Source organism: Microbispora corallina (assembly GCF_016863035.1).
Taxonomy (GTDB): domain Bacteria; phylum Actinomycetota; class Actinomycetes; order Streptosporangiales; family Streptosporangiaceae; genus Microbispora; species Microbispora corallina.
Map to the genome: position 1 here is coordinate 1 of NZ_BOOC01000071.1, position 13,893 is coordinate 13,893.

Genomic DNA, 13,893 nt, shown 5'->3' on the forward strand with positions numbered 1-13,893 from the left:
CCGGGGCTTGTTGTGTCGTCATCGCTTGGTCCTGTCTTCTCTTTCGGGGTTCTCGCCGGCGGCGCGTTCAATGGCGCCGGCCAATCGATGCCGTTCCCGGGCTCGGTACTGTCCGAGGGGGTAGTTGGCCATGAACGCCTCGGCGAACTCCACCGGGTCGTCGCCGAAGATGTCGCGGATCGGGGTTCCGTCGGCCGCGCTCTGTTCGAACAGCTCGGCCAGGTCGTCGTACATCGCCATCGCGCCGGCGCCGTCGGCCGGCCCGAAGTGCATGAGGTAGCGCTCCAGCGCTTCGACTGCGATGCGGTAGTTCTCGGGGAGTCGCTTGACGCGGGCCTTGTACTGCCGCCAGCGCTTCTTGTCCTCCAGCGGCCCGGTGATGATCTCCAGGTGCTGCAGGTAGCGGCTCTTCGGCTCGTTCGACTCTGTGGTCATGTCTGCTTGCCTCCTTCGCGGAGCTGTTCGAGCCTTGCGGCCAGGAAGCTCCCGCGCTGCTCGATCCTGACCAGCAGCGCGTAGATGGTGCCTTCGGCGACGTCCATGAAGCCCTGGTCGCGCAGCCGCACTGTGATCTCGTAGCCGTAGGCGGGTCGGCCGTCTCTCGGCTACTTGGTGTCGCTAGGTACCGGTACAAAGTACCACTGGGTACCGGTAGCTAGCAACACCGAATAGCTGTTCATGGCCGTGTAGGTGTGAGCGGCCTGGTCGCTGTTCGTGAGCGAGTCCGCCATCCCTCAGGGGAAGACCGGCTGCGTCAGCCCGTCGGGGGGCTCGATCGCTGTGGAGGCGGCGGGAGTGCCCGCGACCGCGAGGAAGCGGTTGCTGATCTGTTCATGGCATCAACGATCGCCGGAAGCACTGACACCGCGCCGTTGCCGTGCTGACACGGCCGCCGACACGACACCGCAGCAAGCCTTTCGCCGGCGGGACATCCGCTAGTGCTGTGACCAGAAACGATCATCGCGGGTGGGTCATGCCATCCGCCACGGCAGGACCTGTTTCTGGGCGTCCGTGCCCACGGCCCGCACAGCACTAGCATCGGGCTCCGTGAGCGTATGGCTTAACGGCACCCACGGCGCAGGCAAGACGACGACCGCCGCACTCGTGCAGCAACTGATCCCTAATTCACGGGTGTTCGACGCCGAGAAGGTAGGCGAGACACTCATGGACATCACGCCGGGGCTGCCCGCGACGGACAACTTCCAGCACTGGCCGCCGTGGCGGCCACTCGTCGTCGAGACCGCCCGCCTTGTACTCGACTACACCGGCGGCACTCTGGTGATGCCCATGACTGTCCTGGTCGAGCAGTACTGGCGCGAGATCAGCACGGGTCTCGCCCAACATGCCATCCCCGTACGGCACTTCGTCCTCCACGCTGACCAAGACACCCTCCGCAGGCGCATCGAGGGGGACACTCTTCTCGGCCCGGGCCCCTCCCCCTTCCGTCTCAGATACCTTGAGCCCTACGCCGAGGCGGCCCGCACGTGGCTACACGGCGAGGCCGAGGTCGTCGACACCACGCACCTAACGCCCGCCCAGGTAGCGCTGCAGATCGCAGAGGCCGTCAAAAGTTGAGGTTCGCCCCCACGCGGAGACTGTGAACCACGGTGAACGTTTCGGTCACAGCGCCGGCGATTAGCCCCCGCTACCTACGGGCCCGTGCTCGTGCTCGGCGATCACCTCGGGGCCGGAGTGCCCCTCGGAGGCGCATTCAAGCTCATCCCTCTCGGCCCTCCATTTGAAGCCGGGAGCGTAGCGGTGGGCGACGGGGCGTGTGTGGTCGGCGGGTTCGGTCGGTACGGCGTGGCGCTGGCTGCGCCGGGGCGGCCTGAGCGGCGACGTCCGGGACCGGCTGGAGAGTCGCACGCCCGGACGGCGGGCGGGATCGTCAGGGGCAGTTTACGGAAGCCTGCCCTAAGCGCTCAAAGTCCTTCAAAGAGATCACGCCGTCGATGTGCTGTTGCCTCTCGTCGTCCCAGCCATACGCCAGCACCTGGCCCGGATTGACTCTGGCGGCATCGTCGATCTTGAATGTCATTCTGTTCAGTCCGCTTGTGTTGTCGTTGGTGAAGCCGAAGGCTATGTACGTGATCGCTGGATCCAGCGTCGGCGGTTTGGGGGTGACCGTCCAACCGCCGACGGGAGCGTCGAGTCGAAACGAGGCGCTCTGGCCGCTGAGTACGGGCGCGTGGTACGTCGCGTCGTCGATGTACGAATCGTCTGGGTTACCGGTGGTCGGCTTAGCCTGGGCGGTGGCCTGCTCGTGGAAGAGCAGCACTCCGTCCGGTGGCGGCCCGCACCAAGCCAGTACGGCGAGGAGGTGACCAGCCTCGTCGACGCTGATCCCGATATAGCCGTTGTCGCGGACTGTGCAGCCGGTAAGACAGGCCAGGAGTGCCCCTGCCAATACGACGCAGATCCACTTGCGCATGTTCCGACGGTACGACGTGATCGATCTTGCGGGGAGTCCTCGGATCGGACCCGTGATCCCACTGCCCTGAAGCCGTTACCTACCCGGCCTTTCCTTTCCTGCCCCCGCTAGTGGATCAACTCGCGACCGTGCCCCCGGGTTCGGTCAAGGTCACTTTCTTGAACCTGGCCGGCGACGCCATGGCGCGGATGGGCCGGGCGCTGTGGGACGAGTGAACCGGCGACTGCACAACTGCAACCAGAAATGCAACCGGGCAGGCTTCCCAACGCTCACGATTCGGGAGTCTGCCCAGCTCATTAAGGGTGGGGCGCCAGGGACTCGAACCCTGAACCGACGGATTAAAAGTCCGCAGCTCTGCCATTGAGCTAGCACCCCTTCAGGGCGATGTCCCGCAGACCACGGCAAGATCTGCGCGACACTTCCCTAGATGCAGGGTACAGAGAGTACCGCCCCCACGGCGACGGGAACGACCGTCATCGGTAGGCGGGCAGGCCGGTGAGGGCCTCGCCCAGCACGAGAGTGTGGATCTCCTGGGTGCCCTCGTACGTGAGAACGGACTCCAGGTTGTTCATGTGCCGGATGACCGGATACTCCAGAGTGATCCCGTTGGCGCCGAGCACCGAGCGGGCCTGGCGGGCGATGTCGAGGGCGGCCCGGACGTTGGCCAGCTTGCCGAAGCTGACCTGCCGCGGCGTCAGGCTCCCGGCGTCCTTCAGCCGGGCGAGGTGCAGCGCGGTGAGCCCGGCCTGGCCGAGGGAGACGGCCATCCAGGCCAGTTTCTCCTGCGTGAGCTGGAACGCCCCGATCGGCTTGCCGAACTGGACGCGGGTGGTGGCGTAGTCGACGGCCGCCTCCAGGCAGGCGCGGGCCGCGCCGACGACGCCCCACACGATGCCGTACCGCGCCTCGGTGAGGCAGGACAGCGGGCCCTTCAGGCCGGTGACGCCGGGAAGGACGGCCGACGCCGGCAGCCGTACGTCGTCGAAGTAGAGCGAGGACGTGACCGAGGCGCGCAGCGACATCTTCTTGTGGATCTCGGGGGCGGAGAACCCGGGGGACGAGGTGGGGACGACGAAGCCGCGGACGCCGCCGTCCGTCTGCGCCCACACGACGGCCACGTCGGCGACCGAGCCGTTCGTGATCCACATCTTGGAGCCGTTGAGGATCCAGTCGCCGGACGGGTCCTGCTTCGCGGTGGTGCGCATGCCGGCCGGGTCGGAGCCGTGGTCGGGCTCGGTCAGGCCGAAGCAGCCGATGGCCTCACCGGCCGCCAGCCGCGGCAGCCACTCCTGCTTCTGCTCCTCCGACCCGTACTTCCAGATCGGGAACATCGCGAGCGACCCCTGGACCGACACGAAGGACCGCAGGCCCGAGTCGCCCGCCTCCAGCTCCCGGCAGGCCACGCCGTACGAGAGGGCGTCGAGCCCGGCGCAGCCGTACCCCTCCAGGTGCATCCCGAGAACCCCTAGGGATCCGAGCACCGGGGCGACCTCCCGCGCGGGGAAGGCGCCGCGCTCGAACCAGTCCCCGACGTGGGGAAGCACCTGGTCGGCGACGTAGTCCCTCACGGCGTCCCTGACCATGCGGTGTTCGCTGCCGAGCTGGTCGTCGAGCTGGAGGAGGTCGTCCATGGACGCCAGGGTATCCGGGCCCCCTCGGGGTAGTGCCAGGGGGAATCCCGATGTGCGCGAGGCGCCCCGAGAGGCACTGTGGAGGCATGAACGAGATGAACACCAATGGTTCGGGCAAGCAGCTCCAGCGCACGAGGAACGGCAGGATCATCGCGGGCGTGTGCTCGGGCGTCGGGGAGTACATCGGCGTCGACCCCAACATCCTCCGCCTCGCGCTCGCCGTCGCCAGCTTCTTCGGCGGCCTCGGCATCGGCGTCTACGCCGTCGCGTGGCTCCTGCTCCCCGAGGAGGGCCGGCACGGCTCGATCGTGCAGGACCTGATCGACAAGAACAAGGACGGCCACGTCTGGCAGGACGTGAAGTCCAAGTGGGACCAGGCCCAGAGCGGCTGGAACCAGGCCCCCCGGGCTCCGCAGGCCCCGCAGCCCACGCACCAGGGCAGCGGCTACGAGCAGCACCCGTACGGCCGGCCCTCGGCCCCCGGCCCCGACGCCACCCGCCCCGAGGACGGCCCGCAGGCCTGACTCAGGTGGCGGGGGCCCGGACCGTGGAAATGATCTCCGTACGAGATTCGGTCCAGAGCATGGCGAGCACGGCCGCGACGGAGAGCCCGGCGGCTCCGGCCAGTGCCACGACAGGCTCTGGACCGAGCCGCTGGGCCGCGGCGCCCCCGATGAGAATCCCCACCCCCTGGGCGGCCAGCAGCCCGGACTGCACGAGCCCGAACGCCTGGGCGCGGCCCGCCGACGGGACACACTGGACGAAGGCCGCGTTCGCGGCGAGCTGGTAGGCCCCGCCGACTCCGGACAGCACCCACAGCGCCAGCACCCACTCCAGGGGCGGCCGCATGGCGCACAAAACGAGGGGCGCGCAGGTCAGCATGGCCAGCCACCCCATCCCCCGCAGGCGGCACGACGGCGTGACGAACCGCCCGAACGCGAACGCCCCGACGACGGTCCCCAGCGGCATCGCCGCCATGAGCAGCCCCGTGATCGCCGGCACCGAGAGGTCGCCCCGGTAGAGCGTCGCGGCGTACGGCACCGCGATCCCCTCGGGTAGCACGTAGAAGCCGCAGAGCCAGGCGAACAGGACGAGCGTGCGCAGCCGCCGCTCGCCGAAGACGAGCCGGGCGCCGGCCGCGGTCATCGTCCACATGGACGGCCGCCCCCCCTCGCCCCTGTGCGGCGCCGGACGTCGCCGGACACCAGCGACGATCACCAGGGCCGACGCCAGGAACGTGGCGCAGTCGAGAGCCAGGGCGCGGTACGGCCCCAGGACGGCGATGGAGGCCCCTCCGGCGGCGAACCCGAGCATCTGCACCGCCTGGTTCGTGACGTTCTGCAGGGCGGAGCCCACGACGTACCGGTCGCCCTCCAGCACCTCGGGCAGCAGCGCCGCGCGGGCGGCGGTGAACGGCGCGCCGAGCAGCACGACGAGGAAGACCAGCGCGCACAGGGCGGCGAACGGCATGCCGGGCACCGCCATCGCGCCGAGCGCCAGGGCGCGCAGCAGGTCGCAGGAGAGCATGACCCGGCGGCGCGGGTGGCGGTCGGCCAGCCCGGCCAGCAGCGGGCCCCCGATGATGGGCGGCAGGTAGGTCAGGGCGTAGACGGCGGCCGTGGCGAGCGGCGAGCCGGTGCGGGAGTAGACGAGGACGGCGAGCGCCACCTGGGCCAGCTGGTCGCCGAGCAGCGACATGCCCTGCCCGAGCCACAGGGCGCGGAACTCCCTGACCGCGACGACCTCGCGGTAGGTGATGCGCGTCTCGGGAGGACGGCGGTGCCTTCCTGATAGCCTGCCGGGCTGCTTGGTGGCCGCCAAATGTCACTCCGCTGACGTGCTCCGCTGGTGGGGTCGCGCCGGCCCGCGGCGACGGTTCGTCTGACGGGCCGTGGTCAACATGTTACTTACAGTGCCCGCTGCGGGGACCGTTTGCAACCCCACGATTACCAACCGAGTTCGTGCAGCCTCTCGTCGTCGATCCCGAAGTGGTGCGCGATCTCGTGGACGACGGTGACGCGCACCTCCTCCACCACGTCGTCCTCGGTCTCGCAGATCTCCAGCGTCGGGTTGCGGTAGATCTCGATGCGGTCGGGGAGCACGCCGGAGTACCAGTCGCCGCGCTCGGTCAGCGGGATGCCGGTGTAGAGCCCGAGGAGCCCGGGCTCGGGCGGGTCGTCCACGACCACCACCACGACGTTGTCCATGACCCTGGCCAGATCCGGCGGGATCGTGTCCAGCGCCTCGGCCACGAGCTCCTCGAACCTCTTCAGCGGGACGTCGATCACACCGCCATCGTGTCACCGCCGCCCCGGTCCCGCGAGGCCGCCGCATCGCCCGTCCCGGGAGGCTGCCGCCGGGTGGCGTGTCGCGTCACCGGGATGTCGCGGTCCTGTAGCGGCGTACGGCGAGTGGCATGAACACCGCGATGATCAGCAACGACCAGGCGAGCGTCGCGGTCACCGGGTGGCGCAGCGGCCAGGAGTCGGCGGCCGACCCCGGGTTGCCGAACAGCGTCCGCCCGGCCGAGACCACCGCGCTCATCGGGTTCCAGTCGGCGACGGCCCGCAGCCAGCGCGGCAGCCCCTCCAGCGGCACGAACGCGTTGGCCAGGAACGTCATCGGGAGCACCCAGCCGAACGTGGCCGCGTCCGCCTGCGCGCCGTTCTTCACGAACAGTCCGATGTACGTGCCGACCCAGATCATCGCGTACCCGAACAGCGCGAACAGCGCGAAGCCCCCGAGCGTCGCGAGGAGGCCGCCGTGCGGGCGCCAGCCGGCCAGCAGGACGCCGCACAGCGCCATGGAGCCGAGCGACATCACCCCGCGGGACACGTCGGCGACGGTCCGCCCGGCGAGGACGGCGCTGCGCGCGATGGGCTGGGCGCGGAAGCGGTCGATGACGCCCTGGGCCATGTCCTCGGCCACCGCCGTCGCAGACGCCACCGTGCCCAGGGCCATGAGCTGCATGAAGATGCCGGGCATCAGGTAGTTCCGGTAGTCGCCCCCGCCGGGCAGCGTGATCGCGCTGCCGAAGACGTACCCGAACAGAACGGTCATGATGACGGGGAAGATCAGCGCGCCCGCGATCTCGCCGGGCTGCGCGCGCAGCCGGGCGTAGCTGCGGCCCGCGATGACGAGCGTGTCACCGAGACCCCACCGCAGCCGTTCCAGCGGAGTCGACGGCGGCTCGAGCCGGAAGGCCGCCATGCCGGCGGCGCCCCGGCCGGTGGTGTCCGGGCCGGTGGTGCTCATGCCGCCTTCGCCCCCGTCAGCCGCAGGAACACCTCGTCGAGCGTGGGCCGGCGCAGGCCGAGGTCGTCGACCGCGATCCCGGCCGCGTCCAGGGCCGCGGCGACCTTGATCAGCGACGTCGCGCCGTCCTCGACCTGGACGGCCAGCCGCCGCTCGCCGCGGTCGATCTCGGGCTCGCCCGGCAGGACTCCCCGGACGATTTGCTCCCCCTCGGCGAGGTCGCCCGCCTCGCGGAAGGCCACGCTCACGCGGTCGCCCCCGGCCTTCGCCTTGAGCTGGGACGGCGAGCCGGACGCGGCCACCCGTCCGGTGTCCAGAACCACGATCTGGTCGGCCAGGTGGTCGGCCTCGTCGAGGTACTGGGTCGTCAGCAGCAACGTCGTCCCCTCCGCGACCAGCTCGCGCAGCATGTCCCACAGCCCCAGGCGGCTGCGCGGGTCGAGTCCCGCGGTCGGCTCGTCGAGGAAGAGCACCCGCGGCGCCACGATCAGGCTGGCGGCCACGTCGAGCCGGCGTCGCATGCCGCCCGAGTACGTCCGCACCGGCCGGTCGCCCGCCTCCGCGAGGCCGAACCGCTCGAGCAGCTCCCCGGCCCGCAGGCGAGCCGAACGCCGGGGCAGGTGGTAGAGCCGGCCGAACATCTCCAGGTTGCGGCGGCCGGTGAGCAGTTCGTCCAGCGCCGCGTGCTGCCCGGCCAGGCCGATGCGGTAGCGCAGGCGGTCGGCCTCGCGGACCACGTCGCACCCGGCCACACGAGCCGACCCGCCGTCGGGCGGCAGCAGCGTCGTGAGGATGCGGACCATCGTCGTCTTCCCGGCGCCGTTCGGGCCGAGCAGGCCGCAGACGGTGCCGGCGGGCACGTCGAGGCCGACGCCGCGCAGGGCCTCGGTCTCGCCGTACCGCTTCCTGATCCCTTCGGCGTGGATCATCCTTCTCCTTAACGTCGTTAAATTTAACAGCGTTAAGCATGCATTGAACGTTGTTAAGCTGTCAAGCGTGCGACTCGAACGCGACCGGATCGTCAGTACCGCGCTGAAGCTCCTCGACGAGGTGGGGCTGGAGAAGCTGACCCTGCGCCGGCTCGCGGCCGAACTGGGCGTCCAGGCCCCGGCCCTCTACTGGCACTTCAGGAACAAGCAGGAGCTTCTCGACGCGATGTCCGAGGCCATCACGGTTGGCGAGGCCCCCGTGCTGCGGTCACTCGGCGAGGGGGAGTCGTGGGAGACCTGGCTGGCGGACTGGGTGCGGGGCCGGCGCCGGACCTTCAACTCCCACCGTGACGGCGCACGGCTCACCGCGGGCACCCACCCCGGCCAGGGGACCCTGGCCACGGTCGAGCTCATCCTGGAGTCCCTCGTACGCGTCGGGTTCACCCGTACGGACGCGATGACCGGGCTCGGGACCCTCGCGAGTTTCCTGGGCGGCTTCGTGCTTGAGGAGCAGGCGGACAGGGAACGTGGGGTCAGTGGTCCGGAGCAGTTCGAGGAGGCGGTCGACGAACTCGACGCATACCCGCTTCTGCGCGCCGTCCTGGAGGACGTGGGCGGCCCGCAGAGCGACGCCTCCTTCGAGGGGGGTGTCGCGTTGATCATCGCCGGCATGCGGGCCCGCCTCGCCGAGACGACGGGCCGGGCCGGGCCGTAGGGGGCTGCCCCGAGCCCTGCCCAGGGGCGTCGCGGAGCGTCTCCTGCCGGTGATCGCGGGCGGAGGCGGTGCGCGGGGGGGCGGGGAAGTGGGGTAGGCAGGAGGGGATGGAGATCTCGCGCTTGACGATGTTCGCCCGGCGGGTCGTGCACGGCCGGGCGGCTCGTGTCCTCGCCATCGCCGTGGCCGCCGTGCTCGGCGGCTGGCTCGGGATCGCGTTCGGCGCGTCGGTGGACACGGCGGTCGGGCCCGCCGACATCGGGATGTCCCTCGAGCCGTCCCTGGGCGGTGAGACCGTCATCGACGTGCGCCCGCTCGGGACCCTCGACTTCGACAGCCACAACGGGCCGGTGCGGCTCAACCTCACCCTCGAGGCCGTCCATCCCGACGCCGCCGAGGAGATCCTCAAGAACCCCCGCTGGGCCGACCGCCTTCCCACGACCATCGAGGGCGACGTCCTCGACGGTCTGCGGCGGCTCGCCATCCGCGCGGTCGTCTGCGCGGTGCTCGCCGGCTTCGTCACGGGTCTCGTCGTCTTCCGGCGGATCTCCTCGGCCGCCTGGACCGGCCTGGGGTCCCTCCTCATGGTGGCGGCCATCGGGACGGCGTCGGCCCTCACCTTCAACCCCCGTTCGATGTCCGAGCCCCGCTACACGGGCCTGCTGACCGGCGTCCCGTCCCTCGTGGGCAGCGCCGAGTCGATCGTGAACAAGTTCTCCGAGTACCGCGGCCAGCTCGCCAAGCTGGTGACCAACGTCTCCCAGCTGTACGAGGCCGGCTCGACGCTGCCCACCTTCAACCCCGACCCGGACACCGTCCGCGTCCTCCACGTGTCCGACCTGCACATCAACCCGGTCGGCTGGAACGTCATCAGGTCGCTGAAGGACCAGTTCAAGGTCGACATGATCATCGACACCGGGGACATCAGCGACCACGGCACCAGCGCGGAGAACACGTACGTGGAGGAGGTCGGCCGCCTCGGCGTGCCGTACGTCTTCGTGCGGGGCAACCACGACTCCATGACCACGCAGCGCGCGGTGGCGCGGCAGAAGCACGCCATCGTCCTGGACGGCACCGCGGCGACCGTGAAGGGCCTGACGATCTACGGCATCGGGGACCCCCGCTTCACGCCCGACAAGACGGTCCAGGAGCCGAACGACGAGGCGCAGTCGCTGCTGGACCTCGGCCGCTTCAACGCCCAGCGGATCGTGCCCCGCGGCTGGCCTCGCGCGGCCTCCACGTCCGCCCCCGACAAGATCCCCACGGACATCGTGGCCGTCCACGACCCGACCGTGGGGCGCGGCCTGTCCGGGTACGCGCCCCTCGTGCTGGCCGGCCACGTCCACGCCCGCTCGACCGAACTGCTGCCGACGGGCACCCGCCTCATGATCCAGGGCTCGACCGGCGGTGCGGGCCTGCGCGGCCTGGAGCACGACCAGCCCACGCCGCTCACCGCGTCCGTCCTGTACTTCAGCAAGAGCACCCACCGCCTCCAGGCCTGGGACGACATCACCGTGGGCGGCCTCGGCGAGCAGTGGATCCGGTGCGAGCGACATATCGAGCCGGACCCGGGTCGTAGAATCTCTCCCGGGTCGCAGGGCGTTCCCTCTCCGAGCGGAACGATCAGCGGCTCCCCGTCGCCAACCGCTTTGGCATCGGGGGCGAACGTCCCCTATGCTTCAGGGGTCTCCGACGGAAGGCGTCACGGAACAGGGCACCGTCCCTGAGCCCCCATCGTCTAGCGGCCTAGGACACCGCCCTTTCAAGGCGGCGGCACGGGTTCGAATCCCGTTGGGGGCACACGGAACGCCTGGCGTGCCGGGAAGCGGAGAGGTCGAAGACCTCCCGGGAACTGGTAGGCTAAGCGAGCCGAACAACACGGAAGCGAAAGCTTCCGGACATAAAGGTCCTGTAGAGCAGTTTGGAGTGCTCGCCACCCTGTCAAGGTGGAGGTCGCGGGTTCAAGTCCCGTCAGGACCGCGTACGGCGGCAGCCGCCGAGGTCAGGTAGCTCAGTTGGTACGAGCGTCCGCCTGAAAAGCGGAAGGTCGGCAGTTCGACCCTGCCCCTGACCACCACCTTTGAACAGCCCAAACGCCCCGAGCCGATCACGGCCGGGGCGTTCTTGTTGAGCTTTGACGACAACCCTGACGACAGCAGGGGTAGTTGAGGTGTCGGAGCGGGTCCGCGAGGATTGAAGAGTGAGCCGCACCGACAACACGATGCCGCTCCGTATCCAGGAGCAAGATGGCCGCCGAGCCAGGCGTGACGCCGGCGGATCATACAAAGGCATCGGCGTGGACACGAACATCGCAGAGCGCAAGGCCCGACAGGACGTCCGCCTGATGCTTCTACGAGGTGAGGAACCGGAGCCGACAAGGCACCGCCACAGCGAGAAGTGGCTCTATTGATGGCTAACGAAAGAAGCGCCCCGGCAACCCGGAGCGCTTCTCAGTTGTAGGCCAAGTCAGCCCAGAGCATCGCCTAGCTTGCCTAGGGCCGCACGCTTCTCGTTGAGAGAGGTGTGGGCATACACCTTCATCGTGACCTCGATGTCCGAGTGGCCGACGATCTCTCGCACGATGTGCGGCGGTACGCCGAGGTCGAGCAGGAGGCTCACACAGGTGTGGCGGAGATCGTGAAGGCGCACACTCCCGAGGTCGTCTTTTCGCGGACCGCGTTCTCCAGGGCGTTGCGCAGGACAGCGTGAATGAACTGGACCATACGAGTCTCGATCGTGTATCTCAGCACTCGCCGCCCTTCTTGGCGCAGCACTCCGGCGGCTTCCCAAGCTTGTCCCACCCGCGCTGACAGCACTGGCAGCCGGTACGGAGCGACGTGACGAACTGACGGACCTCCGCCGCGTTGAGCTTGTCGAGGCGCTTCCGGCCGAGGCTCGGCAAGAGATACCGCCGGATAACTCCCTCGCACCCCTGCACCGTTTTGGGGCGGCGCTCGACCTTGACGACGTGCTCCAGCCAGTAGGCCACCTGGCAGGAACCGACGCTGTTTACCACCGAGGTCCGCGCCGCGTTCCGGTCATTGCGCTTGCGGGGCGCCCCGGTCATTCACGGCACGGTTGACGGCCCGATCTGGTTGCAGCCATTCTCCCCGCATGGGCTTGGGGGAACACGTTCGCTACCAGACCTCCTTCACGGACTCGGCCCGCTGGGATGGGTTCGTGTTCCGCCCTGGCGACATCGTGATCAGCACCCCGGCGAAGTGCGGCACGACCTGGCTGCAGATGATCTGCGCCCTGGAGATCTTCAAAAGCGCGACATTCGACCGGCCCCTCGACCAGATCTCGCCGTGGCTGGACGTCCTGCTGCGCCCGCTCACCGGAGTGCTGGCCGACCTCGAGGCACAAGCGCACCGGCGATTCATCAAGACCCACACGCCCCTCGACGGATTGCCCTTCGACGACCGGGTCACCTACCTATGCGCAAGCCGGGACCCCCGGGATGTGGCCATGTCCTTGGACAGCCATACCAGCAACACCGACCGGGCCGTGTCCCTCGCATTGCGGGAGGATGCCGTGGGCGCCGTGGTCCTCGACGAGCTGCTGGCCGCCGCTCCGTCCCCGCCGAGCGGGACCGCGCGCGAGCGCTTCTGGTCCTGGGTCAACCCGGCCGCGCCCGGAAAGACCGTGTCCGACCTGGAGATCATGCTTCACCATCTGGACACGTTCTGGCAGGTCCGCGACCAGCCGAACATCGTGCTGCTGCGCTACGAGGACCTCCTTGATGACCTCGAAGGGCAGATGCGCTACATAGCCGCCCGGCTCGGGATCGCCATCACCGAGACAGCCTGGCCGGACCTGGTCCAGGCCGCCACGTTCGCGGTCATGAAGGGCCGGGCCGGCGAGCTCGCGCCCGAAGCCAGCCACGACGGCTTCTATCACGACCCCAGCCAGTTCTTCCACAGCGGATCAACAGGCCAGTGGCGGCAGGTCCTCAACGAGGAGGAGCTTCCCCGGTACGCCGCCCGAGTCGCCGAATGCGCGCCCGCGGACCTTGCCGCCTGGATCCATCGGCCCGCGCTGCCGGCGGCAGGCAACCTCTAAGGGCGCGGCGCATGAGTGAAGACGCGCCGGAGCTGACCGCGAAACTGGTGGTGGACTGATCGGTGAGCTCCCCGCTCATCGTGATCGGGCGGACGTCGAGCTGCGCACCCCATCGCAGCACCCGTGAGGGCTGGCCGTCGACGTTCTCGCGGCGGGCTGACCACCAAGTTGCACCTGGCGTGCGAGCAAGGGCTGAAGCCGTTGTCGATCGTGCTCACCACCGGACAGCGCGGCGACAGCCCGCAGTTCACCGCCGTCATCGACGGCATCCGAGTACCGCGCCTGGACACCGGGCGACCCCGCACCCGCCCCGACCGGGTGCACGGCCTGAGCGTCTGGATCCCACTGGTTGTCAGCGCCCTGAACTTGACCACCGCTCTTCTCGGCTGGGCCACTGCCCATATCCGCCGCTCCGGCCAGATCTCTAACCGCCCTGCAATCGGCGAGTCAATGACGGCCGAACCTACGGGGCATCCCACCGATCCGCTCCCGCCGCGGGCCGCGCCGCCGCCGGCCCGCAAAGCTGCACAGGCGACAAGGGTTCTCGACAGCGGTCGCGACCATCTTCCTTGAAGACGTGTGGACCCACCACGATGGTGGGTCCACACACACTTTCAGGTGGCCGGATTAGGCGATTCCGGTGCCGAGGACGTCGTAGTGCCAGCCGTTGGACCAGTACCAGTGCTTGAGTGATCCGTCGGTGCCGCGGGCGAAGACCTGGAGTGCGCCGTTGCCGTCGGCGGTGATGGTGGGGGTGCCGGTCACGCCGGCGCCGAGGGTGTCGGTCTTCCAGCTGCCGGAGTAGTACCAGTGCTTGAGTGTCCCGTCGTTGCCGGTGGCGAAGACGTGCACCATCTTGGCGGGGTCGAC

The 13,893-nt window shown here is 69.3% G+C and carries 16 protein-coding genes, 4 tRNA genes and 3 pseudogenes; 11 read left to right on the forward strand and 12 right to left on the reverse strand.

All coding sequences use genetic code 11. The features are described 5' to 3' along the window. Positions 1-18: 18 nt before the first annotated feature. Together Mco01_RS38175 and Mco01_RS38180 are read right to left on the reverse strand one after the other, a co-directional pair. Positions 19-435, reverse strand: coding sequence for a DUF1048 domain-containing protein (locus tag Mco01_RS38175; protein ID WP_204061705.1), 417 nt, complete (start codon positions 433-435; stop codon positions 19-21). After that, a pseudogene (locus Mco01_RS38180) lies at positions 432-581 on the reverse strand (PadR family transcriptional regulator); the annotation flags it as partial. The pseudogene Mco01_RS38180 and the gene Mco01_RS38175, both read right to left, overlap by 4 nt. Positions 582-1,047: 466 nt before the next feature. Between Mco01_RS38180 and Mco01_RS38185 the strand changes: the two are divergent. Next, complete coding sequence (locus Mco01_RS38185; protein ID WP_204061706.1) at positions 1,048-1,575, forward strand: P-loop nucleotide/nucleoside kinase family protein; 528 nt, start codon at positions 1,048-1,050, stop codon at positions 1,573-1,575. Positions 1,576-1,888: 313 nt separating this feature from the next. Here the strand turns inward: Mco01_RS38185 and Mco01_RS38190 are convergent, their stop codons facing one another. From Mco01_RS38190 to Mco01_RS38200, 3 genes are all read right to left on the reverse strand, one after another. Beyond that, complete coding sequence (locus Mco01_RS38190) at positions 1,889-2,431, reverse strand: hypothetical protein (protein WP_204061707.1); 543 nt, start codon at positions 2,429-2,431, stop codon at positions 1,889-1,891. Between the two features lie 303 nt (positions 2,432-2,734). Continuing rightward, a tRNA-Lys gene (locus tag Mco01_RS38195) sits at positions 2,735-2,806 on the reverse strand. Positions 2,807-2,904: 98 nt separating this feature from the next. Continuing rightward, positions 2,905-4,062, reverse strand: a complete 1,158-nt coding sequence (locus Mco01_RS38200; RefSeq protein ID WP_204061708.1) for an acyl-CoA dehydrogenase family protein — start codon at positions 4,060-4,062, stop codon at positions 2,905-2,907. Between the two features lie 86 nt (positions 4,063-4,148). Here Mco01_RS38200 and Mco01_RS38205 point away from each other — a divergent pair, with 86 nt between their 5' ends. After that, the gene (locus Mco01_RS38205) at positions 4,149-4,586 is read left to right on the forward strand and encodes a PspC domain-containing protein (protein WP_239104227.1); all 438 of its coding nucleotides are present in this window, start codon (positions 4,149-4,151) and stop codon (positions 4,584-4,586) included. A 1-nt stretch (position 4,587) separates the two neighbouring features. Here the strand turns inward: Mco01_RS38205 and Mco01_RS38210 are convergent, their stop codons facing one another. The 4 genes from Mco01_RS38210 to Mco01_RS38225 all read right to left on the reverse strand — a co-directional run bounded on the left by Mco01_RS38210 (position 4,588) and on the right by Mco01_RS38225 (position 8,246). After that, on the reverse strand, positions 4,588-5,883 hold the full coding sequence (locus tag Mco01_RS38210; protein WP_204061709.1) for an MFS transporter: 1,296 nt from the start codon (positions 5,881-5,883) through the stop codon (positions 4,588-4,590). A gap of 125 nt (positions 5,884-6,008) precedes the next feature. Then, on the reverse strand, positions 6,009-6,350 hold the full coding sequence (locus Mco01_RS38215; RefSeq protein ID WP_036324200.1) for a metallopeptidase family protein: 342 nt from the start codon (positions 6,348-6,350) through the stop codon (positions 6,009-6,011). Positions 6,351-6,435: 85 nt separating this feature from the next. Then, positions 6,436-7,317, reverse strand: a complete 882-nt coding sequence (locus Mco01_RS38220; protein ID WP_239104228.1) for an ABC transporter permease — start codon at positions 7,315-7,317, stop codon at positions 6,436-6,438. After that, the gene (locus tag Mco01_RS38225; protein WP_204061710.1) at positions 7,314-8,246 is read right to left on the reverse strand and encodes an ATP-binding cassette domain-containing protein; all 933 of its coding nucleotides are present in this window, start codon (positions 8,244-8,246) and stop codon (positions 7,314-7,316) included. Before Mco01_RS38225 ends, Mco01_RS38220 begins: the two co-directional genes overlap by 4 nt. A 67-nt stretch (positions 8,247-8,313) precedes the next feature. Here Mco01_RS38225 and Mco01_RS38230 point away from each other — a divergent pair, with 67 nt between their 5' ends. From Mco01_RS38230 to Mco01_RS38255, 6 genes are all read left to right on the forward strand, one after another. Further along, positions 8,314-8,961: a TetR/AcrR family transcriptional regulator C-terminal domain-containing protein gene (locus Mco01_RS38230; protein WP_204061711.1), complete on the forward strand. Its 648-nt coding sequence runs from the start codon at positions 8,314-8,316 to the stop codon at positions 8,959-8,961. 107 nt (positions 8,962-9,068) lie between these two features. After that, a complete protein-coding gene (locus tag Mco01_RS38235) occupies positions 9,069-10,688 on the forward strand; it encodes a metallophosphoesterase family protein (RefSeq protein ID WP_204061712.1) in 1,620 nt (539 codons plus the stop codon). Next, positions 10,689-10,761, forward strand: a tRNA-Glu gene (locus Mco01_RS38240). It abuts the gene before it with no gap. Between the two features lie 105 nt (positions 10,762-10,866). Further along, positions 10,867-10,941, forward strand: a tRNA-Asp gene (locus tag Mco01_RS38245). Positions 10,942-10,961: 20 nt separating this feature from the next. Next, positions 10,962-11,038: transfer RNA gene (locus Mco01_RS38250), tRNA-Phe, on the forward strand. Between the two features lie 123 nt (positions 11,039-11,161). Further along, a complete protein-coding gene (locus Mco01_RS38255; protein WP_204061713.1) occupies positions 11,162-11,371 on the forward strand; it encodes a hypothetical protein in 210 nt (69 codons plus the stop codon). Positions 11,372-11,427: 56 nt separating this feature from the next. Here Mco01_RS38255 and Mco01_RS39620 read toward each other — a convergent pair whose 3' ends face one another. Next, the gene (locus tag Mco01_RS39620; protein WP_239104229.1) at positions 11,428-11,580 is read right to left on the reverse strand and encodes a site-specific integrase; all 153 of its coding nucleotides are present in this window, start codon (positions 11,578-11,580) and stop codon (positions 11,428-11,430) included. Positions 11,581-11,704: 124 nt separating this feature from the next. Continuing rightward, the gene (locus Mco01_RS39625) at positions 11,705-12,028 is read right to left on the reverse strand and encodes a tyrosine-type recombinase/integrase (RefSeq protein WP_239104230.1); all 324 of its coding nucleotides are present in this window, start codon (positions 12,026-12,028) and stop codon (positions 11,705-11,707) included. A gap of 47 nt (positions 12,029-12,075) precedes the next feature. On the opposite strand from Mco01_RS39625, the gene Mco01_RS38265 reads away from it, so the two are divergent. The 3 genes and pseudogenes from Mco01_RS38265 to Mco01_RS38270 form a co-directional block, all read left to right on the forward strand. Next, a complete protein-coding gene (locus tag Mco01_RS38265; protein ID WP_204061714.1) occupies positions 12,076-13,023 on the forward strand; it encodes a sulfotransferase domain-containing protein in 948 nt (315 codons plus the stop codon). A 141-nt stretch (positions 13,024-13,164) separates the two neighbouring features. After that, positions 13,165-13,344 (forward strand): annotated as a pseudogene (locus tag Mco01_RS40500) (IS5/IS1182 family transposase); the annotation flags it as partial. A gap of 133 nt (positions 13,345-13,477) precedes the next feature. Then, positions 13,478-13,576: pseudogene (locus tag Mco01_RS38270) on the forward strand (IS5/IS1182 family transposase); the annotation flags it as partial. Between the two features lie 74 nt (positions 13,577-13,650). On the opposite strand, the gene Mco01_RS38275 reads toward Mco01_RS38270, so the two are convergent. Further along, positions 13,651-13,893 (reverse strand): DUF8189 domain-containing protein (locus Mco01_RS38275; protein ID WP_204061715.1); only part of this gene is annotated, 243 nt, incomplete at its 5' end.

Bases quoted from the DNA above. Each gene is read 5' to 3' on its own strand.
- Mco01_RS38175 (WP_204061705.1), bottom strand. From the start codon at position 435: ATGACCACAGAGTCGAACGAGCCGAAGAGCCGCTACCTGCAGCACCTG.
- Mco01_RS38190 (WP_204061707.1), bottom strand. From the start codon at position 2,431: ATGCGCAAGTGGATCTGCGTCGTATTGGCAGGGGCACTCCTGGCCTGT.
- Mco01_RS38200 (WP_204061708.1), bottom strand. From the start codon at position 4,062: ATGGACGACCTCCTCCAGCTCGACGACCAGCTCGGCAGCGAACACCGC.
- Mco01_RS38205 (WP_239104227.1), top strand. From the start codon at position 4,149: ATGAACGAGATGAACACCAATGGTTCGGGCAAGCAGCTCCAGCGCACG.
- Mco01_RS38220 (WP_239104228.1), bottom strand. From the start codon at position 7,317: ATGAGCACCACCGGCCCGGACACCACCGGCCGGGGCGCCGCCGGCATG.
- Mco01_RS38225 (WP_204061710.1), bottom strand. From the start codon at position 8,246: ATGATCCACGCCGAAGGGATCAGGAAGCGGTACGGCGAGACCGAGGCC.
- Mco01_RS38235 (WP_204061712.1), top strand. From the start codon at position 9,069: ATGGAGATCTCGCGCTTGACGATGTTCGCCCGGCGGGTCGTGCACGGC.
- Mco01_RS39625 (WP_239104230.1), bottom strand. From the start codon at position 12,028: ATGACCGGGGCGCCCCGCAAGCGCAATGACCGGAACGCGGCGCGGACC.
- Mco01_RS38265 (WP_204061714.1), top strand. From the start codon at position 12,076: ATGGGCTTGGGGGAACACGTTCGCTACCAGACCTCCTTCACGGACTCG.